The organism is Enterobacter cloacae complex sp. 394I7 (genome assembly GCF_057320345.1).
The window spans coordinates 120,785-145,960 of the sequence record NZ_JBXWCR010000008.1 but is presented as its reverse complement, the minus strand read 5'-3'; the positions used below and the strand labels follow the sequence as shown (position 1 = coordinate 145,960).

The 25,176-nt window shown below is 56.3% G+C and carries 26 protein-coding genes; 16 read left to right on the top strand and 10 right to left on the bottom strand.

The window, feature by feature from the left end; all coding sequences use genetic code 11:
- The first annotated feature begins 3 nt into the window (after positions 1–3).
- The 7 genes from agaF (at position 4) to AC2FAP_RS20895 (ending at position 8,629) form a co-directional block, all read left to right on the top strand.
- Complete coding sequence (gene agaF, locus AC2FAP_RS20925; RefSeq protein ID WP_020883557.1) at positions 4–438, top strand: PTS galactosamine/N-acetylgalactosamine transporter subunit IIA; 435 nt, start codon at positions 4–6, stop codon at positions 436–438.
- Positions 435–1,568 carry an N-acetylglucosamine-6-phosphate deacetylase gene (gene nagA, locus AC2FAP_RS20920; protein ID WP_485453013.1) on the top strand — a complete coding sequence of 378 codons (1,134 nt, stop codon included), beginning with the start codon at positions 435–437 and terminating at the stop codon, positions 1,566–1,568. The genes agaF and nagA overlap by 4 nt, the downstream gene beginning before the upstream one ends.
- A gap of 246 nt (positions 1,569–1,814) precedes the next feature.
- Complete coding sequence (locus AC2FAP_RS20915; RefSeq protein ID WP_151887340.1) at positions 1,815–2,963, top strand: SIS domain-containing protein; 1,149 nt, start codon at positions 1,815–1,817, stop codon at positions 2,961–2,963.
- Positions 2,964–2,975: 12 nt separating this feature from the next.
- Complete coding sequence (gene kbaY / locus AC2FAP_RS20910; protein WP_059306053.1) at positions 2,976–3,848, top strand: tagatose-bisphosphate aldolase subunit KbaY; 873 nt, start codon at positions 2,976–2,978, stop codon at positions 3,846–3,848.
- 118 nt (positions 3,849–3,966) lie between these two features.
- A complete protein-coding gene (malX, locus tag AC2FAP_RS20905; RefSeq protein WP_032679035.1) occupies positions 3,967–5,538 on the top strand; it encodes a maltose/glucose-specific PTS transporter subunit IIBC in 1,572 nt (523 codons plus the stop codon).
- A 12-nt stretch (positions 5,539–5,550) separates the two neighbouring features.
- Positions 5,551–6,723 carry a MalY/PatB family protein gene (locus tag AC2FAP_RS20900; protein WP_485453012.1) on the top strand — a complete coding sequence of 391 codons (1,173 nt, stop codon included), beginning with the start codon at positions 5,551–5,553 and terminating at the stop codon, positions 6,721–6,723.
- A gap of 16 nt (positions 6,724–6,739) precedes the next feature.
- A complete protein-coding gene (locus AC2FAP_RS20895; protein WP_063934256.1) occupies positions 6,740–8,629 on the top strand; it encodes an alpha-galactosidase in 1,890 nt (629 codons plus the stop codon).
- Between the two features lie 36 nt (positions 8,630–8,665).
- Here the strand turns inward: AC2FAP_RS20895 and rsmI are convergent, their stop codons facing one another.
- Positions 8,666–9,526 carry a 16S rRNA (cytidine(1402)-2'-O)-methyltransferase gene (gene rsmI, locus AC2FAP_RS20890; RefSeq protein ID WP_014171761.1) on the bottom strand — a complete coding sequence of 287 codons (861 nt, stop codon included), beginning with the start codon at positions 9,524–9,526 and terminating at the stop codon, positions 8,666–8,668.
- Between the two features lie 62 nt (positions 9,527–9,588).
- On the opposite strand from rsmI, the gene AC2FAP_RS20885 reads away from it, so the two are divergent.
- The 4 genes from AC2FAP_RS20885 to dolP are packed head-to-tail and all read left to right on the top strand — an operon-like array spanning position 9,589 to position 13,385.
- The gene (locus AC2FAP_RS20885; RefSeq protein ID WP_485453011.1) at positions 9,589–11,835 is read left to right on the top strand and encodes a penicillin-binding protein activator; all 2,247 of its coding nucleotides are present in this window, start codon (positions 9,589–9,591) and stop codon (positions 11,833–11,835) included.
- Positions 11,793–12,188, top strand: a complete 396-nt coding sequence (locus AC2FAP_RS20880) for a YraN family protein (protein ID WP_047743762.1) — start codon at positions 11,793–11,795, stop codon at positions 12,186–12,188. Before AC2FAP_RS20885 ends, AC2FAP_RS20880 begins: the two co-directional genes overlap by 43 nt.
- Positions 12,189–12,209: 21 nt before the next feature.
- Positions 12,210–12,800 (top strand): DnaA initiator-associating protein DiaA, encoded by a 591-nt coding sequence (gene diaA, locus AC2FAP_RS20875; protein WP_003861754.1) that lies wholly within the window; start codon positions 12,210–12,212, stop codon positions 12,798–12,800.
- 9 nt (positions 12,801–12,809) lie between these two features.
- The gene (dolP, locus tag AC2FAP_RS20870; RefSeq protein ID WP_014171764.1) at positions 12,810–13,385 is read left to right on the top strand and encodes a division/outer membrane stress-associated lipid-binding lipoprotein; all 576 of its coding nucleotides are present in this window, start codon (positions 12,810–12,812) and stop codon (positions 13,383–13,385) included.
- 51 nt (positions 13,386–13,436) lie between these two features.
- Here dolP and AC2FAP_RS20865 read toward each other — a convergent pair whose 3' ends face one another.
- Both AC2FAP_RS20865 and AC2FAP_RS20860 read right to left on the bottom strand, forming a co-directional pair.
- Entirely contained in the window at positions 13,437–14,474 is a 1,038-nt protein-coding gene (locus AC2FAP_RS20865) for a permease (RefSeq protein WP_395017502.1), read from the bottom strand.
- A gap of 40 nt (positions 14,475–14,514) precedes the next feature.
- Positions 14,515–15,159, bottom strand: coding sequence for an NAD(P)H-binding protein (locus AC2FAP_RS20860; protein WP_449541789.1), 645 nt, complete (start codon positions 15,157–15,159; stop codon positions 14,515–14,517).
- Positions 15,160–15,289: 130 nt separating this feature from the next.
- Here AC2FAP_RS20860 and AC2FAP_RS20855 point away from each other — a divergent pair, with 130 nt between their 5' ends.
- Positions 15,290–15,808, top strand: a complete 519-nt coding sequence (locus tag AC2FAP_RS20855) for a type 1 glutamine amidotransferase domain-containing protein (protein WP_014171767.1) — start codon at positions 15,290–15,292, stop codon at positions 15,806–15,808.
- Here AC2FAP_RS20855 and AC2FAP_RS20850 read toward each other — a convergent pair.
- Positions 15,788–16,222: a YhbP family protein gene (locus tag AC2FAP_RS20850; RefSeq protein WP_044866070.1), complete on the bottom strand. Its 435-nt coding sequence runs from the start codon at positions 16,220–16,222 to the stop codon at positions 15,788–15,790. The two genes, AC2FAP_RS20855 and AC2FAP_RS20850, sit on opposite strands and share 21 nt — an antisense overlap.
- A 14-nt stretch (positions 16,223–16,236) precedes the next feature.
- On the opposite strand from AC2FAP_RS20850, the gene AC2FAP_RS20845 reads away from it, so the two are divergent.
- A complete protein-coding gene (locus AC2FAP_RS20845; RefSeq protein WP_014171769.1) occupies positions 16,237–16,566 on the top strand; it encodes a GIY-YIG nuclease family protein in 330 nt (109 codons plus the stop codon).
- Here the strand turns inward: AC2FAP_RS20845 and AC2FAP_RS20840 are convergent.
- Together AC2FAP_RS20840 and ubiT are read right to left on the bottom strand one after the other, a co-directional pair.
- Complete coding sequence (locus AC2FAP_RS20840; RefSeq protein ID WP_020883545.1) at positions 16,553–17,056, bottom strand: GNAT family N-acetyltransferase; 504 nt, start codon at positions 17,054–17,056, stop codon at positions 16,553–16,555. The two genes, AC2FAP_RS20845 and AC2FAP_RS20840, sit on opposite strands and share 14 nt — an antisense overlap.
- A complete protein-coding gene (ubiT, locus tag AC2FAP_RS20835; protein WP_020883544.1) occupies positions 17,050–17,574 on the bottom strand; it encodes a ubiquinone anaerobic biosynthesis accessory factor UbiT in 525 nt (174 codons plus the stop codon). Before ubiT ends, AC2FAP_RS20840 begins: the two co-directional genes overlap by 7 nt.
- Positions 17,575–17,785: 211 nt before the next feature.
- Here ubiT and ubiU point away from each other — a divergent pair, with 211 nt between their 5' ends.
- The 3 genes from ubiU (at position 17,786) to AC2FAP_RS20820 (ending at position 20,764) form a co-directional block, all read left to right on the top strand.
- Positions 17,786–18,781: a ubiquinone anaerobic biosynthesis protein UbiU gene (gene ubiU, locus AC2FAP_RS20830; RefSeq protein ID WP_020883543.1), complete on the top strand. Its 996-nt coding sequence runs from the start codon at positions 17,786–17,788 to the stop codon at positions 18,779–18,781.
- A 7-nt stretch (positions 18,782–18,788) separates the two neighbouring features.
- Entirely contained in the window at positions 18,789–19,667 is an 879-nt protein-coding gene (locus AC2FAP_RS20825; protein WP_047743765.1) for a U32 family peptidase, read from the top strand.
- 89 nt (positions 19,668–19,756) lie between these two features.
- Entirely contained in the window at positions 19,757–20,764 is a 1,008-nt protein-coding gene (locus AC2FAP_RS20820) for a luciferase-like monooxygenase (protein WP_032679044.1), read from the top strand.
- Positions 20,765–20,809: 45 nt separating this feature from the next.
- Here the strand turns inward: AC2FAP_RS20820 and mtr are convergent, their stop codons facing one another.
- From mtr to nlpI, 4 genes are all read right to left on the bottom strand, one after another.
- Entirely contained in the window at positions 20,810–22,054 is a 1,245-nt protein-coding gene (gene mtr / locus AC2FAP_RS20815; protein ID WP_047956256.1) for a tryptophan permease, read from the bottom strand.
- 142 nt (positions 22,055–22,196) lie between these two features.
- Positions 22,197–24,101, bottom strand: coding sequence for a DEAD/DEAH family ATP-dependent RNA helicase (locus tag AC2FAP_RS20810; protein WP_020883539.1), 1,905 nt, complete (start codon positions 24,099–24,101; stop codon positions 22,197–22,199).
- A complete protein-coding gene (yrbN, locus tag AC2FAP_RS20805; RefSeq protein ID WP_100122156.1) occupies positions 24,094–24,174 on the bottom strand; it encodes a protein YrbN in 81 nt (26 codons plus the stop codon). Before yrbN ends, AC2FAP_RS20810 begins: the two co-directional genes overlap by 8 nt.
- 107 nt (positions 24,175–24,281) lie before the next feature.
- Positions 24,282–25,166: a lipoprotein NlpI gene (gene nlpI / locus AC2FAP_RS20800; protein ID WP_013098912.1), complete on the bottom strand. Its 885-nt coding sequence runs from the start codon at positions 25,164–25,166 to the stop codon at positions 24,282–24,284.
- Positions 25,167–25,176: the final 10 nt, after the last annotated feature.

Sequence of the window (25,176 nt, the reverse complement as noted above, 5' to 3'; positions counted from 1 at the left end):
GCAATGTTAGGCATTATTTTGACGGGTCACGGCGGGTTTGCCAGCGGGCTTGAACAGGCGATGAAACAAATCCTCGGCGAGCAGCCGCAGTTTATCGCCATCGATTTTCCTGAAAGCTCCACCACCGCGCGGCTGACCGCGCAGCTTGAACAGGCAGTCAGTGAACTGGACGGGCAGCACGATATTGTGTTTCTCACCGATCTGCTCGGGGGGACGCCGTTCCGGGTGGCATCAACACTCGCCATGAAAAGACCCGGCAGCGAAGTGATTACCGGTACAAACCTGCAGCTGTTGCTTGAGATGGTGCTGGAGCGCGACGGGTTAAGCAGCGAAGCCTTTCGTCTGCAGGCCCTGGAATGCGGGCATCGAGGCCTGACCAGCCTGGTGGATGAGCTGGGGCGCTGTCGTGAGGAAGCCCCCGCTGAGGAAGGGATATGAGCCAGGTACTGCGCGCGCGTCGGCTGCTGACCGAGCGGGGCTGGCTGGACGATCACCAGCTACGCATGGAGAGCGGAATTATCACCGCCATCGAGCCGATCCCAGCTGGCGTGCATGCCCGGGATGCCGACCAGCTTTGCCCGGCGTATATCGATACCCACGTTCACGGTGGCGCGGGTGTGGACGTGATGGATGATGCCCCAGAGGTGCTGGACACGCTGGCGATGCATAAAGCGCGTGAAGGCACAGGGGCTTTTTTACCGACGACCGTCACCGCACCGCTGGAGACTGTCCACCGGGCGCTCGCACGCATCGCCCGGCGCTGTATGTCCGGGGGTCCCGGCGCGCAGATACTGGGCAGCTATCTTGAAGGTCCCTACTTTACGCCACAGAACAAAGGAGCACATCCGCCAGCGCTGTTTCGTGAGCTGGATGTCAGCGAACTGGACTCGCTGATAGAAGTATCGCAACACACCCTCAGGGTTGTCGCTCTGGCACCGGAGAAACCCGGTGCGTTGCAGGCCATTCGCCACCTTAAGCAGCGTGGGATACGGGTCATGCTGGGTCACAGCGCCGCGACGTACGATCAAACGCTTGACGCTTTTGAGGCGGGCGCTGATGGGTTAGTGCACTGTTATAACGGCATGACCGGGCTCCATCATCGTGAACCCGGTATGGTCGGTGCAGGCTTGACGGACCCGCGGGCATGGCTGGAACTGATTGCCGACGGGCATCACGTTCACCCGGGTGCTTTGCGGCTGTGCGCCTGCTGTGCCAAAGAGCGGATCGTTCTGATTACCGATGCCATGCAGGCCGCAGGGATGCCCGACGGACGTTACAGGCTATGTGGCGACGAGGTCAACATGCACGGTGGGGTGGTACGCACCGCTTCCGGTGGGCTTGCAGGCAGCACGCTGTCTCTCGATGCCGCCGTGCGCAATATGGTGGCGCAGGCGGGAATAACGCCAGCGGATGCGATCCATATGGCCTCGCTGCACCCTGCCCGATTGCTGGGTATTGATCACCAGCTCGGTTCATTAAAACCGGGCAAGCGTGCCAATATGATTGCGCTGGATGAAGGCTTATACCTTCAGCAGATCTGGATCCAGGGTTTGGCTCTTCCCCTTTAGACCTTTCATTGTCCCGTTATTGGGCCTTGCGGCAAGCGATCGCAAGGTCTTTCTTTTCTTTTCCTTAATCAATGCCTTTTCTTTGCCGATCACACTTTTCGTTTTATTTCTTTTCTTTCATTGAACTTTCGATTTCTTTTCTATAGATTTTATTTAACTGCTTAAGTGAACAAGTGAAACGAAACGAAAGATAGCGACACGTTTGCCAGCGTCTGATGTGGAATTCACACGACTAAGGACTGAGTTATGTCAGAAACCAACACTACCGCCACCACCGGCACATGGACCGAAGAAGAGATCCGCCAGCAACCTGCCAGCTGGATCCGCTCACTCAACAATATCGATAACCTGCGCGCGTCGATCGATAACTTCCTGACGCCGCTGCTGCGCAAGCGCGAGCTGCGGATCGTGTTGACGGGGGCAGGCACCTCGGCCTTTATCGGCGACATCATTTCGCCCTGGCTCGCCAGCCACACCGGGAAAAACATTACCGCCGTACCGACGACCGATCTGGTCACGAATCCGATGGACTACCTGAGCGCCGCACACCCGCTGCTGCTGGTGTCGTTTGCCCGTTCCGGCAATAGTCCGGAAAGCGTAGCCGCCGTTGAACTGGCAAACCAGTGTGTGCCGGAGTGCTACCACCTGTCGATCACCTGTAATGAGGCGGGAAGCCTTTATCAGACCGCGGTAAACAGCGATAACGCGTATGCGCTGCTGATGCCTGCCGAAACACACGATCGCGGGTTCGCGATGACCAGCAGCATTACCACCATGATGGCAAGCTGCCTGGCAGTCTTCGCCCCGGAGACGATCAACAGCCATACCTTCCGCGATGTGGCCGAACGCTGCCAGACGATCCTCACGTCACTGGGCGATTTCAGCCAGAGCGTCTTTGGCAACGATCCGTGGAAAAGGATCGTCTATCTGGGAAGCGGGGGTCTGCAGGGGGCCGCTCGTGAATCGGCGCTGAAGGTGCTGGAGCTGACGGCAGGCAAGCTGGCGGCGTTCTACGATTCCCCAACCGGTTTCCGCCATGGCCCTAAATCGCTGGTGGATCGCGAAACGCTGGTGGTGGTGTTTGTCTCCAGCCATCCGTATACGCGGCTGTACGATCTGGATCTGCTTGCTGAGCTGCGCCGCGATCGTCAGGCCATGCGCGTGGTGGCCATTGCCGCCGAAACCGATCCGGTCGTTGAGGCTGGCCCGCATATCCTGCTGCCCCCTGCTCGCACGTTTATCGATATGGAGCAGGCTTTCTGCTTCCTGATGTACGCCCAGGTCTTTGCTCTGTCCCAGTCACTTCGTGTGGGCAATACCCCGGATACACCGTCCGCCAGCGGCACGGTTAACCGTGTCGTGCAGGGCGTCGTTATTCATCCGTGGCAGGCTTAAGAGGATCCGATCATGAGTATTATTTCGACAAAATATCTTCTGCTGGACGCCCAGGCGAAAGGCTATGCCGTACCGGCGTTCAACATCCATAACGCGGAGACGATCCAGGCGATCCTCGAAGTGTGTAGTGAAATGCGATCGCCGGTGATCCTCGCGGGCACGCCGGGCACCTTTAAGCACATTGCACTGGAAGAGATCTACGCCCTGTGCAGCGCGTACTCCACCACTTACGAGATGCCGCTGGCGCTGCACCTCGATCATCACGAATCGCTCGACGACATTCGTCGCAAAGTTAACGCGGGTGTGCGCAGCGCGATGATCGACGGCAGCCACTATCCGTTTGAGCAAAACGTAAAGCTGGTGAAATCAGTGGTCGACTTCTGCCACCTCAACGATTGCAGCGTTGAAGCCGAACTGGGCCGCCTGGGCGGCGTGGAAGATGACATGAGCGTGGACGCTGAAAGCGCGTTTCTGACCGACCCGCAGGAAGCGAAACGCTTCGTTGCGCTGACCGGCGTCGACAGCCTGGCCGTGGCCATCGGAACCGCCCACGGTCTTTATACCAAACGTCCGAAAATCGACTTCCGGCGGCTGGCTGAAATCCGCGACGTGGTGAGCGTACCGCTGGTGCTGCACGGGGCGAGTGATGTGCCGGATGACGATGTTCGCCGCACCATAGAGCTAGGCGTTTGCAAAGTGAACGTGGCAACCGAGCTAAAAATTGCGTTCTCTGGCGCCGTTAAGGCCTGGTTTGCTGAGAACCCGCAGGGCAACGATCCGCGTTTCTACATGCGGGTTGGCATGGATGCCATGAAAGACGTGGTCAGAAGCAAAATCACCGTGTGCGGCTCGGCGAACCGATTGCTGCTCCCGGCGGAAGCCTGATCTCATCGCATAGAACATCAATAACTCAAAAATAACTATAAGCCTCGCAAATATGAAGGCGCGTCCTTAAGCCAGACAGCGCCTTCCATTACGATAAATAATTCCGAGGAGTCCCTACATGACACAGGAAAAGTCGTTTAAATCGAAAGCGTGGGAGTTTTTTCAGAGCCTGGGAAAGACCTTTATGTTCCCGGTCTCCCTTCTGGCCTTTATGGGGTTATTGCTGGGTATCGGTAGTTCTGTTACCAGCCCCTCCACCCTCAAAAGTTTCCCCTTTCTGGGCGGCGAATTAACTCAGCTCACCTTTGGCTTTATTGCCATGGTCGGCGGCTTCGCCTTTACCTATCTTCCCCTCATGTTTGCCATGGCGATCCCAATGGGGCTGGCCAGACGCAACAAAGCAGTGGGCGCTTTTTCCGGGTTTGTTGGCTATATGCTGATGAACATGAGCATCAATTATTACCTGATTGCGACCCACCAGCTTGCCGATGCCGCCTCCATGAGACAAGTCGGGCAATCGATGGTGCTGGGCATTCAAACCCTGGAGATGGGTGTGCTGGGCGGTATCGTGGTTGGGGTCATTACCTTTTTCCTGCACGAACGTTTTCAGGACACCGTTTTACACGACGCGTTCGCCTTCTTTAGCGGCATTCGTTTTGTGCCGATTATCACCGCCCTCACCCTCTCACTGGTGGGGCTGTTTATTCCCCTGCTGTGGGAGTACGTTGCGCTGGGCATTACCGGGATTGGCCATATTATCCAGAGCACCAGCGTGTTCGGCCCGTTCCTCTACGGCGTGGGGGTACTACTGCTCAAACCCTTTGGCCTGCACCATATTTTGCTGGCGATGGTGCGCTTCACGCCCGCGGGCGGTATTGAGATGGTCAATGGTCATGAAGTCGCCGGGGCGCTGAACATTTTCTACGCCGAACTGAAAGCGGGTCTGCCGTTCAGCCCGCACGTTACCGCGTTCCTGTCGCAGGGCTTTATGCCGACCTTTATCTTCGGCTTACCGGCGGTGGCATACGCCATCTATCGCACGGCCCGCCCGGAAAACCGCCCGGTGATTAAAGGCCTGCTGCTCTCCGGCGTGCTGGTCTCCGTCGTCACTGGGATCTCCGAGCCAATTGAATTCCTGTTCCTGTTTATCGCTCCTGCCCTTTACGCCTTCCATATTGTGATGTCGGGCCTGGCCCTGATGGTCATGGCTCTGCTGGGGGTGACCATCGGCAACACCGACGGCGGCATTCTGGACCTGCTTATCTTCGGGGTCATGCAAGGGATGTCGACCAAATGGTATCTGGTATTCCCGGTAGGCATTGCCTGGTTTGCCCTCTACTTCTTCGTCTTCCGCTGGTACATCCTCAAACACGATATTAAAACGCCGGGCCGTGAAGTGGACACCCAGGGTGCACAGCAGGCCGTCGAGGCCAATACCCGGGCACGCGGAAAATCGAAATACGATCATGGGCTTATCCTGCGTGCGCTCGGCGGTAAAGAGAACATCGAGTCGCTTGATAATTGCATTACCCGGCTGCGTCTGGTGGTGAAAGACATGAGTCTGATCGACCAGCAGGCGTTAAAAGAGGCCGGTGCATTGTCCGTCGTGGTGCTGGATGCGCACAGCGTCCAGGTGATCATCGGCCCGCAGGTGCAAAGCGTAAAAACCGGCATTGAAGCCTTAATTTAACAGGGGGTTGTGGTGTTTAATTTTGACGAAATCATTGAGCGTAAAAGCGACCGGTGTCGAAAATGGGATCACGCCTTTGTCCGCTCGCGCTTTGGTGATGTGCCTGAAGGCTTTATCCCGCTGTGGATTGCCGATATGGATTTCACCTCCCCACCTGCCGTGACAGAAGGTTTCCAGCGCATCGTGGAGCATGGCACCTTCGGCTACACCTGGTGCTTTGACGAATTTTACGATGCGGTTATCGCCTTCCAGCGCGAACGTCATCAGGTTGACGTCGATAAATCGTGGATCACGCTGACGTACGGTACCGTCTCCACGCTGCATTATACGGTTCAGGCGTTTTGTAAACCTGGCGACACGGTGATGATGAACACACCGGTGTACGATCCGTTTGCCATGGCCGCCCAGCGTCAGGGGGTAGCGATACTGGCAAACCCACTGAGCGTGAGGGAAAATCGCTACCAGCTTGATTTTAATCTGGTGGAAGAACAGCTCAGAACATACCGTCCAAAACTGTGGTTCTTCTGCTCGCCGCATAACCCTTCCGGCAGGATCTGGCACGCCGATGAGATACGCCAGGTTTCAGACCTCTGTCAACGCTACGGCACCCTTCTGATGGTTGATGAGGTCCACGCCGAACATATTCTGGACGGTCATTTCGTCAGCTGTGTGGCATCCGGCTGCGCGGCGCAGGACAATCTGATCCTGCTGACCTCCCCGAATAAAGCGTTCAACCTTGGCGGGCTGAAAACCTCCTACGCCATCATTCCGGATGCCACCCTGCGCCAGCGCTTTCGCCACCAGCTTGAGAAGAACGCCATCACCTCACCCAATATATTCGGGATATGGGGAATTATTCTTGCCTACCAGCATGGTTTGCCGTGGCTCGACGCGTTGAATGGTTATCTGCGCCGTAACGCTGGCTATCTGGCAGAGGCCATCCAGACCCACTTCCCGGCCTGGAAAATGATGAACCCGGAATCATCGTATCTGGCCTGGGTTGACGTCAGCGCAGATGAACGTAGCGCCACTGAATTGACCCGACATTTCGCCCATCAGGCTGGCGTCGTCCTCGAAGATGGCAGCCACTACGTTCAAAACGGCGAACACTACCTGCGCATTAATTTCGGCACCCAGCGCTACTGGCTGGAGCAGTCCATCACCCGAATGCTGAAGCATTACTAATAAGGATCTTACCCTGATGAAAAAAGTGCTCACACTCTCGATGCTTGCCTTGTGTGTTTCTCATGGCGCGGCGGCAGCGCAATACGCGCTCGATAACGACTCCATTGCCCTCTCGTTTGATGACGCCAGTTCAACGGTGGTAGTGAAAGACAAAACGGCTAACCATCCGCTTACGCCGCAGGAGCTGTTCTTTCTGACCCTGCCGGATGAAACCAAAATTCATACTGCAGACTTTACAATTAAGCATGTAGAAAAACAGGACAACGCGATTGTCATTGATTTCACCCGTCCGGATTTTAACGTGACGGTGAAGCTGAATCTGGTGAAGGGAAAATATGCCAGTATTGATTACACCATTGCGGCCGTCGGCCAGCCGCGAGAGGTGGCGAAAATCACCTTCTTCCCGACGAAAAAGCAGTCTCAGGCGCCGTACGTTGATGGCGCCATCAACAGCTCGCCCATTATTGCTGATTCGTTCTTTATCCTGCCGGATAAGCCAATCGTGAATACGTATGCCTATGAAGCGACGACCAATCTGAACGTGGAGCTGAAAACGCCGGTTCAGCCTGACGCACCGGTTAGCTTTACCACCTACTTTGGCACGTTCCCGGAAACCAGCCAGCTGCGCCGTAGCGTAAACCAGTTTATCGACGCCGTGCGCCCACGGGCGTACAAACCCTATCTGCACTACAACAGCTGGATGGATATCGGCTTCTTTAACCCCTACACCGAACAGGATGTGCTGGGGCGGATGGATGAGTGGAATAAAGAATTTATCACCGGACGCGGCGTGGCGCTGGATGCATTCCTGCTGGACGATGGCTGGGACGATCGTACCGGACGCTGGCTGTTTGGCCCGGCCTTCAGCCACGGCTTTGGTAAGGTCAGGGAAAAAGCGGACAGTCTGCACAGCTCCGTCGGGCTGTGGCTCTCACCGTGGGGAGGTTATAATAAGCCGCGCGATATTCGCGTCTCCCACGCCAAAGAGTACGGCTTCGAAACGGTAGACGGGAAGCTGGCTCTCTCGGGCCCGCGCTACTTCAAAAACTTCAATGAGCAGATCATCAAGCTGATTAAAAACGAACATATCACCTCGTTTAAGCTCGACGGGATGGGCAACGCCAACTCGCATATTACTGGCAGCCAGTTCGCGTCCGATTTTGATGCGTCTATCGCCCTGCTGCATAACATGCGCAGCGCAAACCCCAATCTGTTTATCAACCTGACAACGGGTACCGACGCCAGCCCGTCCTGGCTGTTCTATGCCGACTCCATCTGGCGTCAGGGGGATGACATCAACCTTTACGGCCCCGGCACGCCGGTACAGCAGTGGATGACCTACCGCGATGCTGAAACATACCGCTCTATTGTGCGTAAAGGCCCACTGTTCCCGCTGAACTCGCTGATGTACCACGGGATAGTCAGCGCGGAAAATGCCTATTACGGACTGGAGAAGGTGCAAACGGACAGCGATTTTGCCGATCAGGTCTGGAGCTACTTCGCCACGGGGACGCAACTGCAGGAGTTATATATCACGCCATCAATGCTGAATAAGGCGAAATGGGACACCCTGGCGCAGGCAGCAAAATGGGCGCGAAATAACGCCAGCGTGCTAGTGGATACGCATTGGATCGGTGGCGACCCGACGGCGCTTGAGGTTTACGGCTGGGCCTCCTGGAGCAAAGACAAAGCCATTCTGGGCTTGCGAAACCCGTCAGATAAGCCGCAAAGCTATTATCTGGATTTGGCAAAAGACTTTGAAATCCCGACAGGGGGCATGACGCAGTTCAGTCTGAACGCCGTGTACGGCAGTAACACAACCGTACCAGGAGAGTATCAAAAGGCCGTGGTGATTACGCTGCAGCCGCTGGAAACGCTGGTGTACGAGGCCATTCCCGCGAAGTAAAATTAACTGGCCCGGCGTGATTGCCGGGCCGATATATTACCCCTGCTGCTCCAGCGCATACTTATACAGTGCGTTTTTCTTCACGCCGTGGATCTCTGCCGCCAGCGCAGCCGCTTTCTTGAGCGGCAGTTCAGCCTGCAGCAGCGCAAGTGTACGAAGCGCATCGGCAGGCAATGCGTCCTCCTGCGCCTTATGTCCTTCGACAATCAGCACCATCTCGCCCTTGCGGCGGTTTTCGTCTTCCTTCACCCACGCCAGCAGTTCTCCTACCGGTGCGCCGTGAATGGTTTCCCAGGTTTTGGTCAGCTCGCGTGCCAGCACCACGTAGCGGGCTTCCCCCCAGACGGTCACCATATCTTCCAGGCTTTCCAGCAGGCGATGCGTAGATTCGTAGAAAATCAGGGTGCGCGGTTCAGCTTCCAGCGCTTTTAACACGTCGCGTCGGCCTTTGGATTTGGCAGGCAGGAAACCTTCATAGCAGAAGCGGTCGGAAGGCAGACCCGCAGCGCTCAGCGCCGCGATAGCCGCACATGGGCCAGGCAGCGGCACCACGCGGATCCCGGCTTCACGGCAGGTACGCACCAGATGGTAGCCGGGGTCGTTAATCAGCGGCGTACCCGCATCGGAGACCAGGGCAATGTTCTGCCCCTCTTTCAGCTTCGCCACCAACGTTTCGGCTTTTTGTTGCTCATTGTGATCGTGTAACGCGAACAAACGCGCGCTAATGGCGAAGTGCTGGAGCAGTAAGCCAGTATGTCGGGTATCTTCAGCGGCAATTAAATCAACAGCCTGCAATACGGTAAGCGCACGTTGGGTAATATCAGATAAATTCCCGATAGGAGTAGGTACAATATAGAGCTGGCCTTGAGAATTATCTGCCGTTTCGTGTTGTTTCATTGTTTCGTCCGTATTGCCGATTTAATATTGAGCATTGCGTAAAAAAAATCACTGGATACAGTATGGTACCGTTAACGTTTCTTCGAAAAAAAGCCACGCGCAGCGTGCCGCTCCTGCTGGCAGCCCTGATCTTTGCAGGCTGTGGCACCCAGGCACCCGACCAGAGCACCGCCCATTTGCAGGGTTCTGCTCAGGCTGACTCTGGCTTTTATCTGCAACAAATGTCGCAGAGCTCAAATGATACCAAGACCAACTGGCAATTACTCGCCATTCGTGCACTGCTGAAAGAGGGTAAAACCCAGCAGGCTGCCGAATTGTTCAACCAGTTGCCAAAAGATCTGAATGATGTTCAGCGTCGTGAGCAGCGCCTGCTCTCTGCCGAGCTGAAAGTCGCGCTGAAAGATTACGATGCCGCGAAAAAGATCCTCGGGGATATCGACGTGAGCGCGCTGGACAAAAATCAGCAGGCTCGCTTCTGGCAGGCGGGCATTACCGCTGAACAGGGCCGCCCTTCCCTGACGCTGCTCCGTGCGCTGATCGCCCAGGAGCCTCTGCTCGGCGGAGCTGATAAGCAGAAAAATATCGATGCCACGTGGCAGGCGCTGGCCTCTATGACGCAGGAACAGGCGCGTGCACTGGTGATCAATGCAGATGAAAACGTCCTGCAGGGCTGGCTGGATCTGCAGCAGATGTGGTTTAACAACCGCAACGATCCGAAGATGCTGAAAGCCGGTATCACTGACTGGCAGACCCGCTACCCGCAGAATCCGGGCGCGAAAATGCTGCCGACACAGCTGGTAAACGTGCAGAACTTTAAGCCGGCCTCGACCAGCAAGATTGCACTCCTTCTGCCCTTAAACGGTCAGGCGGCGGTATTCGGTCGCACTATTCAGCAGGGTTTTGAAGCCGCGAAAAACGGCACGACGCCAGTGACGGGCAGCGCAGTGCCGACCCAGGCGGCACAGGCGGCAAACGTGAACGATGTGGTCAGCCCTTCCGCCGCTGAAACCAGTGACCTGACCACCGCGCAGACGCCAGCACAGGGAACGATGCAGAACCCGGTAACGGCCCCTACGACGCCTGCGACGACTACGCCAGCGCCAGCTGAAACTCAAGCAGCTCCGGCGACTGACGCCGCGTCTGAACAACCTCAACCGCAGAACGTTCAGCCTGCACCGCCCGCCACGCCGGCGCCGGCTGAAACTCAAGCAGCCCCGGCGACTGACACCGCGTCTGAACAACCTCAACCGCAGAACGTTCAGCCTGCACCGCCCGCAGAACAAACGGCACAACCTGCCGCGCAAACACCGCCAGTGGCCACCACCAGCGCAAACCCGGGTGCTGAGCTGAAAATCTACGACACCAGTTCGAAGCCGCTTGACCAGGTACTGGCGCAGGTTCAACAGGATGGTGCGAGCATCGTTGTCGGCCCGCTGCTGAAAAACAATGTCGAAGAGTTGATGAAGAGCAATACCACGCTGAACGTGCTGGCACTCAACCAGCCAGAGCAGGTTCAGAACCGTGCCAATATCTGCTACTTCGCGCTGTCGCCGGAAGATGAAGCCCGCGATGCGGCGCGTCATATTCACGAGCAGGGTAAACAGGCTCCGCTGTTGCTCATCCCACGCAGTACGCTGGGGGATCGCGTTGCTAATGCTTTTGCCGATGAGTGGCAGAAGTTGGGCGGCGGCATTGTGCTGCAGCAGAAATTCGGCTCCGCGTCTGAACTGCGCGCGGGCGTCAATGGCGGAGCGGGCATTGCCCTCAACGGCAGCCCGGTCAGCGCAAGCCTGCCGCAGCAGCAGAGTGTGACCATTGGCGGTCTGTCGATCCCTGCGCCACCTACCGACGCGCAGATCAGCGGTGGTGGTAAAGTGGATGCAGCGTATATCGTTGCCACCCCGCAGGAAATCGCCTTCATCAAACCGATGATTGCAATGCGTAACGGTAGCCAGAGCGGCGCAACGCTGTACGCCAGTTCACGCAGCGCGCAAGGTACCGCCGGCCCGGATTTCCGTCTGGAGATGGACGGCCTGCAGTACAGCGAAATTCCCATGCTCGCAGGCAGCAACCCGGCCCTGATGCAGCAGGCGCTGAGCACCGTCCGCAACGACTACTCTCTGGCACGTCTGTATGCCATGGGTGTCGATGCCTGGGCGCTGGCGAACCACTTTACCCAGATGCGTCAGGTGCCGGGCTTTGAGCTTAACGGCAATACCGGCGATCTGACGGCCACTCAGGATTGTGTGATTAACAGGAAGTTATCATGGCTCAAATACCAGCAGGGACAAATCGTCCCGGCCAGTTAAGCCGTAAAGAGACCGGTGACGCGTGGGAATTAAAAGCGCGTCGCTGGCTTGAAGGCAAAGGACTGCACTTTATCGCCGCTAACGTTCGCGGACGTGGCGGCGAAATCGACCTCATCATGAAAGACGGTGAGGTCATCGTGTTTGTAGAAGTTCGCTACCGACAGTCTTCCCGTTTTGGCGGCGCTGCCGCCAGCGTGACGTTCGCCAAACAACATAAATTATTACAGACTGCCCACTTGTGGCTTGCCCGCCATAATGGGAGTTTTGATACTGTGGATTGCCGGTTCGATGTGGTAGCCTTCACCGGCAATGCGATCGAATGGCTGAAAAACGCTTTTGGCGAAGACGCATAATTAAGATTTAAAAGGGATAACGTGCTCGAAAGAATTAAAGTGTGCTTCACTGAAAGCATCCAGACTCAGATTGCAGCGGCGGAAGCCCTTCCGGACGCTATCTCTCGTGCCGCCATGACGCTGGTGCAATCCCTGCTCAACGGCAACAAAATCCTCTGTTGTGGCAATGGCACTTCAGCCGCCAACGCACAGCATTTTGCTGCCAGCATGATCAATCGTTTTGAAACAGAACGACCGAGTTTACCCGCCATTGCACTTAATACCGATAATGTGGTCTTAACAGCGATTGCTAACGATCGTCTGCATGATGAGATTTACGCAAAGCAGGTGCGAGCCCTGGGTCATGCCGGAGATGTTCTGCTGGCAATCTCCACGCGCGGCAACAGCCGGGACATTGTCAAAGCCGTTGAAGCCGCCGTCACCCGCGACATGACTATCGTTGCCTTAACAGGCTATGACGGTGGTGAGCTGGCGGGTTTGCTTGGGCCGCAGGATGTGGAAATCCGCATTCCCTCTCACCGTAGCGCGCGCATTCAGGAGATGCATATGCTCACGGTGAACTGCTTATGCGATTTGATCGATAACACGCTTTTCCCTCACCAGGATGATTAAGGAGTTCTTATGAAGGCTTTATCGACCCTCGCAGTCCTTATGTCTGCATTACTGCTTCAGGGATGTATCGCTGCGGCTGTTGTGGGTACCGCCGCGGTTGGTACTAAAGCGGCAACCGACCCGCGTTCCGTAGGGACACAGGTCGATGACGGTACGCTGGAGCTGCGCGTCAACAGTGCGCTGTCGAAAGACGAACAAATCAAGAAAGAAGCACGTATCAACGTCACGGCCTATCAGGGCAAAGTGTTGCTGACGGGCCAGTCGCCGAATACCGAACTCTCCAGCCGCGCAAAACAGATCGCAATGGGCGTTGAGGGCACCACGGAAGTCTTCAATGAAATCCGTCAGGGGCAGCCAATCAGCCTGGGTACCGCGTCGTCTGATACCTGGATCACCACCAAAGTACGCTCCCAGCTGCTGGGCTCGGACCAGGTGAAATCCTCAAACGTGAAAGTGACAACGGAAAACGGCGAAGTGTTCCTGCTGGGTCTGGTCACCGACCGTGAAGGGAAAGCGGCGGCCGATATCGCCAGCCGGGTGAGCGGCGTGAAACACGTCACCACCGCCTTCACCTACATCAAGTAACCAGAACGTCTGACAGAAAGCCCGGTAAGCGGTAACGCTACCGGGCTTTTTTTATACCAGTGCAATACTTCCTACCATCACCCCGCTCAGCGCCACCAGCCCCGCGGTCAGCCACAGCGCTTTCGCCGGGAATGACTTACGCAACATGACAAGCGACGGCAGGCTGATTGCAGGCAAGGTAATCAGCAGCGCCAGTGCAGGCGCGGTGCCCATCCCGGCCAGCATCATGGTCTGAACAATGGGAATTTCAGCGGCCGTTGGGATCACGAACAGGCAACCGGCAACGGCCATTGCAACGACCCACAGCAGCGTGTTGTCGATAGCCCCGTCCGCATGCGGGAACAGCCAGACGCGCGCCGCGCCCAGCACCAGAACCGCCAGGATATAGACCGGAATGGTGCTCCAGAAAAGTTGCCACAGCGCCCTGCCCCAGCGCGCGAAGAAGCCGCCCTGCGGTTCGCTGATATCCACGTCAACTGGCGCAGGCGCTACGGTTTTGTCTTTCACCAGATATTGCACCAGGGTCGCCACGACCAGCACCGTCAGCAGCCCGGCCACCAGACGAATAAAGGCGAAATGCCAGCCCAGCACAAAGCCCATAAACACCAGCGTCGCCGGGTTTAACAACGGGTTCCCCATCCAGAAAGCAAGCGCACCGCCCATTGAGACGCGCTGACGACGCATCCCGGCGGCCACAGGCGCTGCACAGCATGAGCACATCATGCCCGGCAGGGAGAAAATCGTCCCCAGCAGCGTACCCTGAAAGCGGGGCTGACCGAGGGTTTTCACCAGCCAGTGACGCGGGATAAGCACCTGAATCAGCGAGCCCAGCAGGACGCCCAGTACCGCGGCTTTCCAGACGGCAAGGAAATAGACCATGGCGTAATCCCACGCCGCCTGAAGCGGGCTGGAATCAGCCTGAGCGAGAATAGATTTTCCGATACTGTGCGTTTCGGCGGCCGTGAAGGCTTTACCGTAGTACGGCTGCCATTTCACATACCAGAGGCCGATGATGACCACGAGAAAGAAGAGCGCGGGCTTCCACCATTGAACAGGTGAAGCCGCCTGAGATGAAGACTGACCAGTCATAGCATTCCCCGGAGAGTAGTAGGTTATTAGCCGGGGGAGTTTACGCCTCGCCCTGTGCGATTTCACGCAGTTTTGCCGACGGGATGATATTCACGCCCTCCTGCGATGGCGAGAGCCCTTCTTTTAGCATCGCACGCGCCACGTCCGCTGCCTCAATGGATTTCCAGTTACCCGGCAGGATGCGGAACAGAGGCGCGAAAAACGATTCGTTAAAACGGCGTTCATCCCGATGCCCGAGCAGCATGGAGGGGCGAACAATGGTCAGTTGCTCCCACTTCTGGGCAATCAGCGCCTCTTCCATTTTGCCCTTCACCTTGTTGTAGAAAAAAGGTGACCCGGCATTGGCACCGAGCGAACTGATCACCACAAAATGTGTGGCCCCCAGCTTTTTAGCCGTCAGCGCCGTATCGACCACCAGCGTGTAGTCCGCATGCACAAAGGCCTCTTTACTGCCCGCTTCACGCAGCGTTGTACCGAGGCAGCAAAAGGCGATATCAACAGGATCCTGTACCTGCGCCAGTGCATCGGTAAGCTGCGGGTTGTGGGGGTTAAAGACGCCGGAGATATCCGCGAGAGGCCGACGCGTCGGGGCGGCAATATAGTTAACCCGGTGCTCCTGAAGCAGCAGCCGCAGCAGATGTCCGCCCACCAGCCCGGTCGCGCCGGTAATCAGTACCTGACTCATCTCATCTCCCCTTTACAGAATTGTCCGTTTGCGAACTCAGCGTCGTCGACCACACTTAGAAGTCTGTTACAGGTAAGTATTTACCACAAGCGGAGAAAAATCTGTCTGAAGCCAAAACAACGGAGGAAGCATGGGCAAGAAAATCGCAGTCTTGATCACCGACGAGTTTGAAGATTCAGAATTCACCTCGCCAGCCGAGGCATTTCGCAAGGCAGGACATGAGGTCATCACCATTGAGAAAGAGGCGGGTAAAACGGTGAAAGGCCATAAGGGCGAAGCCAGCGTGACCATCGATGAAACCATCGATAACGTCAGCCCGTCAGATTTCGATGCCCTGCTGTTACCCGGCGGTCATTCACCGGATTCCCTGCGCGGGGATGAACGGTTCGTGACCTTCACGCGAGACTTTGTCTCGACGGGCAAACCGGTCTTTGCCATCTGCCACGGTCCGCAACTGCTCATCAGCGCAGATGTCGTGCGCGGGCGTAAACTCACGGCCGTAAAACCGATCGTTATCGATTTGAAAAATGCGGGGGCTGAGTTTTACGATCAGGAGGTTGTGAACGACAAAGACCAGCTGATCACCAGCAGGACCCCGGACGATCTGCCCGCGTTTAACCGTGAAGCGCTACGCCTGCTCGGCGCGTAGCCAGTGAAGCTTTGTGCCAAAGCCCAGGGTGTTGTCGGTAAATTTCAGCTCATCAAGGCGGATTTCCCACACCGGAGCTTTTAGCGCAATGGCAACCGGAAAGCGGCGCGTGTAGCGTTTTCGCTGCGCGTCGCTCTCTTCTCCGTCCAGGCGGCGGATCTCCCCTTTAAACTGCAGGCCACGAATCAGCGCAACCGTTTTAGGCTGGCCGTTCACCGTGCCCGCCACCTTCGCCTGCGAACCCGACATTTGCGCATGACGGGTTTTATCCTCGCTCAGGACATAAAAGGCGACGCGCTCTGGATCGTAGTAATAAAACGCGTTTGCACACCACATTTCACCTTCGTCATACACGCACCAGGTGACGACATGCTGTTTTGCCAGCCAGCGGTTAATGGTGGTCAGAGTTTCCATTTTCGCTCTCTCTCATGCTAAGGTGCGTTCACCTTAACATACTGAATCTGTTTACCGTGTGCTGGTTTCTCTATCTTGTTCGTACCGCCGATAACGCCCTGTACACCGGGATCACTACCGATGTGGCGCGGCGTTTTCTACAACATCAAACGGGGAAAGGTGCCAAAGCGCTGCGGGGGAAAGGGGAATTACAGCTCGCCTTTTCAGCGCCCGTTGGCGACAGATCGCTGGCGCTCAGAATGGAATACCGCATTAAGCAGCTGACGAAGCGTCAGAAAGAGCGCCTCGTCACCGGAGACGGCTCCTTTGAGGCGCTTCGCGAGAGCCTGATTAAAAGCGATTGAAATGGTCGTGGTACTCAACCAGACCGTTCACGCCATTAAGCGCGTCATCCGCCAGACGGTGCACCTGGAAGGCGGATTCCGTTCCCGGCCAGCGGCAGCGGAGATCGTAATGCGCTGCCGGTTCGAAGCCTAAACGGCCATAGAACGTAGCATCTCCCAGCGTCACCACGGCGGCATAGCCAAATTCGTTGAGCGAGTCCAGCCCTTCGTAAACCAGCTGGCGCGCCAGCCCCTGGCCGCGGTAGTGCTCATCAACCGCCAGCGGTGCCATTCCTACCCACTGTAGCTCTTCTCCCTGAACGGTAACCGGGCTGAAGGCAACATAGCCCACCACCTGACCTTCGTCATCGGTGGCAACCAGCCCCAGCGTAATCAGGCCGTCTTCGCGGAGATCGTGGACCAGTTGCGCTTCGTCATCCCGCGCAAAAGAGCGGCGTAACAACGCATCGATACCCGGTGCATCAATCCCAATTTCGACTCGAATCAGCATGGCTCACCTACTGAAGTGTGTTTACTTTCCGGCGGGGTTTTCAGCCCCGCCTCAACGAAATCTGCCATTTGCATCAACATCACACGCAGCGCTTTCGGCATCTGCTCCAGCTCAATGGCATCCATTAAATTCTTCACGTACAGACCAAGTTCCGTATCGCCTTCGATAACCAGTCGGCGCTGGAAGAAGAGTGTGTCCGGATCCTGCTTACGCGCGGCGATCATCAGCAGATCGCTGGCGCTGGCGCTAAAGCTCACATCCGCGTCGGCGGACTCACGGACGATCAGTTGGTCATTCTCAACAGAGGTAAACCAGCGCAGCCCGATATCGTGGACGTCAATGCTTAACCAGCGCCCTTCCAGGAACGCCAGCTCACCGTCCTGCAGTGCCTGGCGGAATTGCCAGCTCAGCACCTGCTCCAGCACCTGGCGTTTAAGCGCGAACGGGGCCAGTTTTACCGGCACGCTCAGCATTGATGGACCAAATTGTACGAGACGTGAACGCAGTTTATCCAGCACGAGCTTTACTCCCTGATAGCTATAGTCCTGCTATTTTGCCATATCCGAAGCACAACATAGCGGCGTAAATCAACAAACTGTCGTCAGGTGTACCTCATTATTGGTGCCATCAATACGCCATTAGCTGCCTTAAATCAAAAATTGTCGCGTATGGGTTAATTAAAATCCCAGCTCGTTAACAAATTTGCGATCGACTACATCAGGATAAATTATGGAGCTGCTCTGCCCAGCCGGAAATCTTCCGGCGCTTAAGGCGGCCATCGAAAATGGGGCCGATGCGGTCTATATCGGGCTGAAAGATGATACCAACGCCCGCCATTTTGCTGGCCTCAACTTTACGGAGAAAAAGCTTCAGGAAGCCGTTACCTTCGTCCACCAGCACCGCCGCAAACTGCATATCGCCATCAATACCTTCGCCCATCCTGATGGCTACGCCCGTTGGCAACGCGCGGTGGATATGGCAGCACAGCTGGGCGCCGATGCGCTGATCCTCGCCGACCTCGCTATGCTTGAGTATGCGGCAGAACGCTATCCCCATATTGAGCGTCACGTCTCCGTTCAGGCATCTGCCACTAACGAAGAGGCGGTGCGTTTTTATCATCGTCACTTTGATGTTGCCCGCGTGGTGCTGCCACGCGTGCTCTCTATTCATCAGGTTAAGCAACTCGCGCGCGTCACGCCAGTACCACTGGAAGTTTTTGCCTTTGGCAGCCTGTGTATCATGGCCGAAGGCCGTTGCTATCTCTCCTCCTATTTAACCGGCGAATCCCCCAATACCGTTGGGGCCTGCTCACCCGCCCGCTTTGTTCGCTGGCAACAGACGCCGCAGGGGCTGGAATCGCGCCTGAACGACGTGCTGATTGACCGCTATCAGGACGGCGAAAATGCCGGTTACCCGACGCTGTGCAAAGGCCGCTATCTGGTAGACGGCGAGCGTTACCACGCGCTGGAAGAGCCAACCAGCCTTAATACGCTGGAACTGCTGCCAGAACTGCTGGCCGCCAATATCGCCTCGGTGAAAATTGAGGGCCGCCAGCGCAGCCCGGCGTACGTCAGCCAGGTGGCAAAAGTCTGGCGCCAGGCTATCGATCGCTGCATGGCAGACCCGCAGAACTACGCACCGCAACCGGCGTGGATGGAGACACTCGGTGCGATGTCCGAGGGTACACAAACCACGCTTGGCGCGTATCACCGTAAATGGCAGTGAGATAATCATGAAATATTCATTAGGGCCGGTGCTCTACTACTGGCCAAAAGAGACGCTGGAAGATTTTTACCACCAGGCCGCAACCAGCAGCGCAGATGTGATTTACCTCGGTGAAGCGGTATGCAGCAAGCGCCGCGCCACCAAAGCGGGCGACTGGCTGGATATGGCGAAAAGCCTCGCCGGAAGCGGTAAACAGGTGGTGCTCTCAACGCTCGCCCTCGTCCAGGCCTCCTCCGAACTGGGTGAACTCAAACGCTACGTAGAGAACGGTGAATTCCTGCTGGAAGCCAGCGATCTGGGCGTAGTGAACATGTGCGCCGAACGCAGACTGCCGTTTGTCGCAGGCCATGCGCTGAACTGCTATAACGCCGTGACGCTGCGCCTGCTGCTTAAACAGGGGATGACGCGCTGGTGCATGCCGGTCGAACTCTCGCGCGACTGGCTGGCTAACCTGCTCAACCAGTGCGAAACGCTGGGCATTCGCAATCAGTTTGAGGTGGAAGTACTGAGCTATGGTCATCTGCCGCTGGCCTATTCTGCCCGCTGCTTCACCGCCCGCTCTGAAGACCGTCCGAAAGACGAGTGTGAAACCTGCTGCATCAAGTACCCGAACGGGCGCAGCATGCTGTCGCAGGAAAATCAGCAGGTGTTCGTCCTGAACGGTATCCAGACCATGAGCGGCTATGTGTATAACCTCGGCAATGAACTGGCGTCGATGAACGGTCTGGTCGACATGGTGCGCCTGTCACCGGTGGATACGGGCGTATTCGCCATGCTGGATGCCTTCCGCGCCAATGAAAACGGTGATGCTCCGCTGCCGTTAACCGCTAACAGCGACTGTAACGGCTACTGGAAACGCCTCCCCGGGCTGGTGTTACAGGGCTGAAGAAGAAATGTAAAAGCTCACTTTGTTAACAACGGTTATTAAATTTTAATGCACTATTAAAAGATTCACCGTCGACAAAGTGAGCTGTTATGACTGATAAAACCATTCCGTTTTCGGTGCTGGATCTGGCGCCGATCCCTCAAGGCTCCTCAGCTCGAGAAGCCTTTACCCACTCTCTCGATCTCGCTCGCCTGGCAGAAAAACGCGGTTATCACCGTTACTGGCTGGCTGAGCACCACAATATGGTTGGTATCGCCAGTGCCGCGACCTCCGTGCTGATTGGTTACCTGGCGGCGAACACCACCACGCTGCACCTTGGCTCCGGTGGCGTGATGCTGCCGAACCACGCCCCGCTGGTGATTGCCGAGCAGTTTGGCACGCTGAATACACTCTATCCTGGTCGTATCGACCTGGGTCTTGGCCGTGCACCGGGCAGCGACCAGCCGACCATGCGCGCCCTGCGTCGCCATATGAGCGGCGACATCGATAACTTCCCGCGCGATGTGGCTGAACTGGTAGACTGGTTTGACGCGCGTGACCCTAACCCGCACGTGCGCCCGGTGCCAGGCTACGGTGAGAAGATCCCGGTGTGGCTGCTGGGCTCAAGCCTGTACAGCGCGCAGCTTGCCGCGCAGCTGGGGCTGCCGTTCGCCTTTGCCTCACACTTCGCGCCTGATATGCTCCACCAGGCGCTTCACCTCTATCGCACAAACTTCAAACCTTCAGAGCGTCTGGAAAAACCGTATGCGATGGTGTGCATCAACATCGTTGCCGCCGACAGCAATCGCGATGCGGAATTCCTGTTCACCTCCATGCAACAGGCTTTTGTGAAGTTGCGTCGCGGTGAGACCGGCCAGCTGCCGCCGCCGGTGGAGAATATGCATCAGCTGTGGTCGGCATCCGAACAGTATGGCGTTCAGCAGGCGCTGAGCATGTCGCTGGTGGGGGATAAGGCAAAAGTGCGTCACGGGCTGGAGGCGGTGCTGCGTGAGACGCAGGCGGATGAAATTATGGTTAACGGCCAGATTTTCGATCATCAGGCACGCTTGCATTCGTTTGACCTGGCGATGCAGGTGAAAGAGGAAGTGTCAGGTTAGCGCGGTTTGTTCCCCTCTCCCGTCGGGAGAGGGTGACAGGTGGTGTTACTGATACACCGGCAGCAGGTTAAAACTCGACAGGACATGCACCAGCGCGTTGCCAATACCGAACACCAGAATCAGCGCAATCATCGGCTTTCCGCCCCAGACGCGGAATTTCGGGCTGCCGAAGCGTTTACGTGATTTGCGTGCCAGCAGCGCAGGCACAATCGCCGCCCAGATGGTGGCCGCCAGCCCGGCATAGCCGATGGCATAGAGGAAACCATTCGGCCACAGCAGACCGCCAACAATCGGTGGCAGGAAAGTCAGCAGCGCGGTTTTAAAGCGCCCCATAGCAGAATCATCAAAACCAAACAGATCGGCCAGGTAGTCAAACAGGCCCAGCGTCACGCCGAGGAAAGAGCTCGCGACGGCAAAGTTAGAGAACACCACCAGCAGCAGATCCAGACTGCGGCTGTTCAGTACGCCGCTCAGCGCCTGTACCAGCACATCAATGTTACCGCCCTTCTGCGCAATGCCGATAAATTCAGGACGCGGGATATTGCCCATCGTCCCCAGCAGCCAAATCACGTACAGCGCCAGTGCCAGCAGCGTGCCGTAGATCAGGCACTTCACAATCGTGCGTGGATCTTTACCGTAATACTTCATCAGGCTCGGCACGTTACCGTGGTAACCAAACGATGCCAGACAGAACGGCAGGGTCATCAGCAGGTACGGCGTGTAAGTGGTATTCGCCTCCGCCACGTTGAACAGCGTGGCCGGCGTAACGTGCCCAAGCAGGCTGCCGAAGGTCAGAAAGAAGGTGATCACCTTCGCGCCCAGCACAATCGCCGTCATGCGGCTCACCGCTTTGGTGCTCATCCAGACGATAAACGCGACGCCCAGCGCGAAGCACAAGCCCGCCACTCTTGCCGGCACGTTCAGCGACAACTCCGAGAATGTGTGATGCAGAATGGAGCCGCTCGCTGAGATGTACGCGTAAGTCAGGATGTAGAGCACAAAGGCAATGGAGAGGCCATTTACCAGGTTCCAGCCTTTGCCTAACAGGTCTTTAGTGATGGTGTCGAAGCTGGAGCCAATGCGGTAGTTCAGGTTGGCTTCGAGGATCATCAGCCCGGAATGAAGCATACAGAACCAGGTAAACACCAGTGCCGCCAGCGACCAGAAGAACCACGCACCGGACATAACCACAGGCAGGGAGAACATCCCGGCACCAATGATGGTTCCGCCGATGATCACCACGCCGCCAAGCAGCGAAGGTGACGTTTGGGTGGTGGTAAGTGTCGCCATACAGCCTTTTCTCCTGTCAATAATGCGGTTATGCATGTTAATGTGCAGCACTGTACCAGTACAAGAGTACAAAAGGAATAAAAAAAGCCCCGACAGTGTTTATCGGGGCTGTATAGATTACTTTACGTCAGAAACGAAAGACTTACGCGTCACCGAAACGACGACGAGCGGTACCTTCTTCACGACGTGGGCCACGGCTTTCGCGACGCTCGCCAGAGAAACGACGACCTTCGCCTGCACCAGCGCGGTTGCCTTCGCTACGACCGCCTTCACGACGCTCGCCACCGAAACCACGACCACCGCCACGACGTTCGCCACCACGGTCAGTACGTGGCTGGGCATCGCCCATCAGCTGCATGTTCATCGGCTTGTTCAGGATGCGGGTGCGAGTAAAGTGCTGCAGTACTTCGCCCGGCATGCCTTTTGGCAGCTCGATAGTAGAGTGAGATGCGAACAGCTTGATGTTACCGATGTAACGGCTGCTGATGTCGCCTTCGTTAGCGATCGCGCCAACGATATGACGAACTTCAACACCATCATCACGGCCCACTTCAATGCGGTACAGTTCCATTTCGCCAGCGTCACGACGCTCACGACGTGGACGCTCTTCGCCACTGCGCTCTGGACGGTCAGCACGTGGACCACGATCGTTACGGTCGCCACGGCGTTCGAAACGCTCATCACGGTCACGGAACTCACGCTTAGGACGCATCGGTGCATCTGGTGGCACGATCAGGGTACGTTCGCCCTGTGCCATTTTCAGCAGTGCTGCGGCCAGTGTTTCCATATCCAGCTCTTCGCCTTCAGCGGTAGGCTGAATCTGTGCCAGCAGCGCACGATACTGGTCCAGGTCGCTGCTTTCCAGCTGCTGCTGTACTTTCGCGGCGAATTTTTCCAGACGGCGTTTGCCCAGCAGTTCTGCATTTGGCAGTTCCGCTTCTGGAATGGTCAGCTTCATGGTGCGTTCAATGTTACGCAGCAGACGACGCTCGCGGTTCTCAACGAACAGCAGCGCACGACCTGCACGACCCGCACGACCGGTACGACCGATACGGTGAACGTAGGATTCGGAGTCCATTGGAATATCGTAGTTAACAACCAGGCTGATACGCTCAACGTCCAGACCACGTGCTGCCACGTCGGTTGCAATCAGGATATCCAGACGACCGTCTTTCAGGCGCTCCAGCGTCTGCTCACGCAGAGCCTGGTTCATGTCACCGTTCAGCGCTGCGCTGTTGTAGCCGCTACGCTCCAGCGCTTCAGCCACTTCCAGGGTCGCGTTTTTGGTACGAACGAAGATAATCGCCGCATCAAAATCTTCCGCTTCCAGGAAACGAACCAGCGCTTCGTTTTTACGCATACCGTATACAGACCAGTAGCTCTGGCTGATGTCCGGACGAGTGGTCACGCTGGACTGAATGCGCACTTCCTGCGGCTCTTTCATGAAGCGGCGGGTAATGCGACGAATCGCTTCTGGCATGGTTGCAGAGAACAGAGCGGTCTGATGACCTTCCGGGATCTGCGCCATAATCGTTTCTACGTCTTCGATGAAGCCCATACGCAGCATTTCATCTGCTTCATCCAGTACCAGACCGCTCAGTTTAGAGAGGTCAAGAGTACCGCGCTTCAGGTGATCCAGCAGACGGCCCGGCGTACCGACAACAATCTGTGGACCCTGGCGCAGGGCACGTAACTGCACGTCATAACGCTGGCCACCGTACAGGGCCACCACGTTTACGCCGCGCATATGTTTAGAGAAATCAGTCATAGCTTCTGCAACCTGAACAGCCAGTTCACGGGTTGGAGCCAGGACGAGGATCTGCGGTGCACGCAGTTCCGGATCGATGTTGTGCAGCAGCGGCAGCGAGAACGCTGCGGTTTTGCCGCTACCAGTCTGGGCCATGCCCAGCACGTCACGACCAGACAACAGATGTGGGATACATTCTGCCTGGATCGGAGATGGTTTTTCGTAACCCAGATCGGTAAGGGCTTCAAGGATAGGAGCCTTCAGGCCCAGATCTGCAAAAGTGGTTTCGAATTCAGCCATGTAGTACGAGTGCCTCAATGTCAATGGCGGCCAGTCTACTTAGCTCATCGTGAAAATGATTAGCAATTTTCATTGAAAAGTGTGAACCGGCTCAAAGTAGATGTATTGACGAACAACAACGCCCTCACCAGTTAAGGTGATGGCAATCAAAAGATTACGGGCTGATGTTTATGTCGTCAGCTATTGCTGGTCCGATTCTGCCAGGTCGTCTTGCTCCTGGCCCAAGAGCGATAATTCCAACAATGCATAACGGTGCTCAACGAAGTTGTGTACGTTGTTAGCAACCGCTAATTTGAACAGTGCCGTAGCGCTGTCCTTATCCCCCAGACTTAGGTAGTACTTACCTAAATAGAAGTTGGTTTCACTGAGATGCTCAGCGAGCGAGGTGTTATCCGTTGCGTCCGCCTTGAGGCGTTCCATCAGCGTTGCTTCGCTAATGTTGCCCAGGTAGAACTCGACAATGTTCCATCCCCACTGTTCCTTGTCCGATTTATCGAAGCGCTGTTTCAGTGCTTCTTTTGCCTGCTTCTCATCGAGCTTCTGCTCAACGATGTATAACCACAGACTGCGGAAAGGATCATTAGGATCGTCTTGATAAAACGCCAGCAGATCATCTTGCGCTAACTTATCACGACCGCCGTAATACAGGGCGATACCGCGATTCAAGTGCGCGTAGTTGTAAGTTGGATCAAGCTCAAGTACAGAATCAAACGCTTCATAGGCAGCATCAAAATTGCCTGCCTGCGTTAAATAAATGCCTAAGTAATTGAATACTTCAGGCATATCAGGTCGGATTGCCAGCGCTTGTGAGAAATCATTCCGCGCTAATGCCCTCAGACCGAGACTATCATACAACACTCCGCGCTCATATAAAAGCTGTGCGCGTTCGTCATCGGTTAAAGCCCGACTGGCAAGAATTTGTTCCATGCGTGCCAGAATCACTTCCTGCTGCAAAGTCGGTTGCAATGGCACTGCGAGGACTTCGCTCTTACGCCAGGCAGAGTTGCTGCATCCTGCCAGCGTTAAAGCTGTCGCAACGAAACACCAGCGCAAAAAAGGCTTCATTTCCCACTCC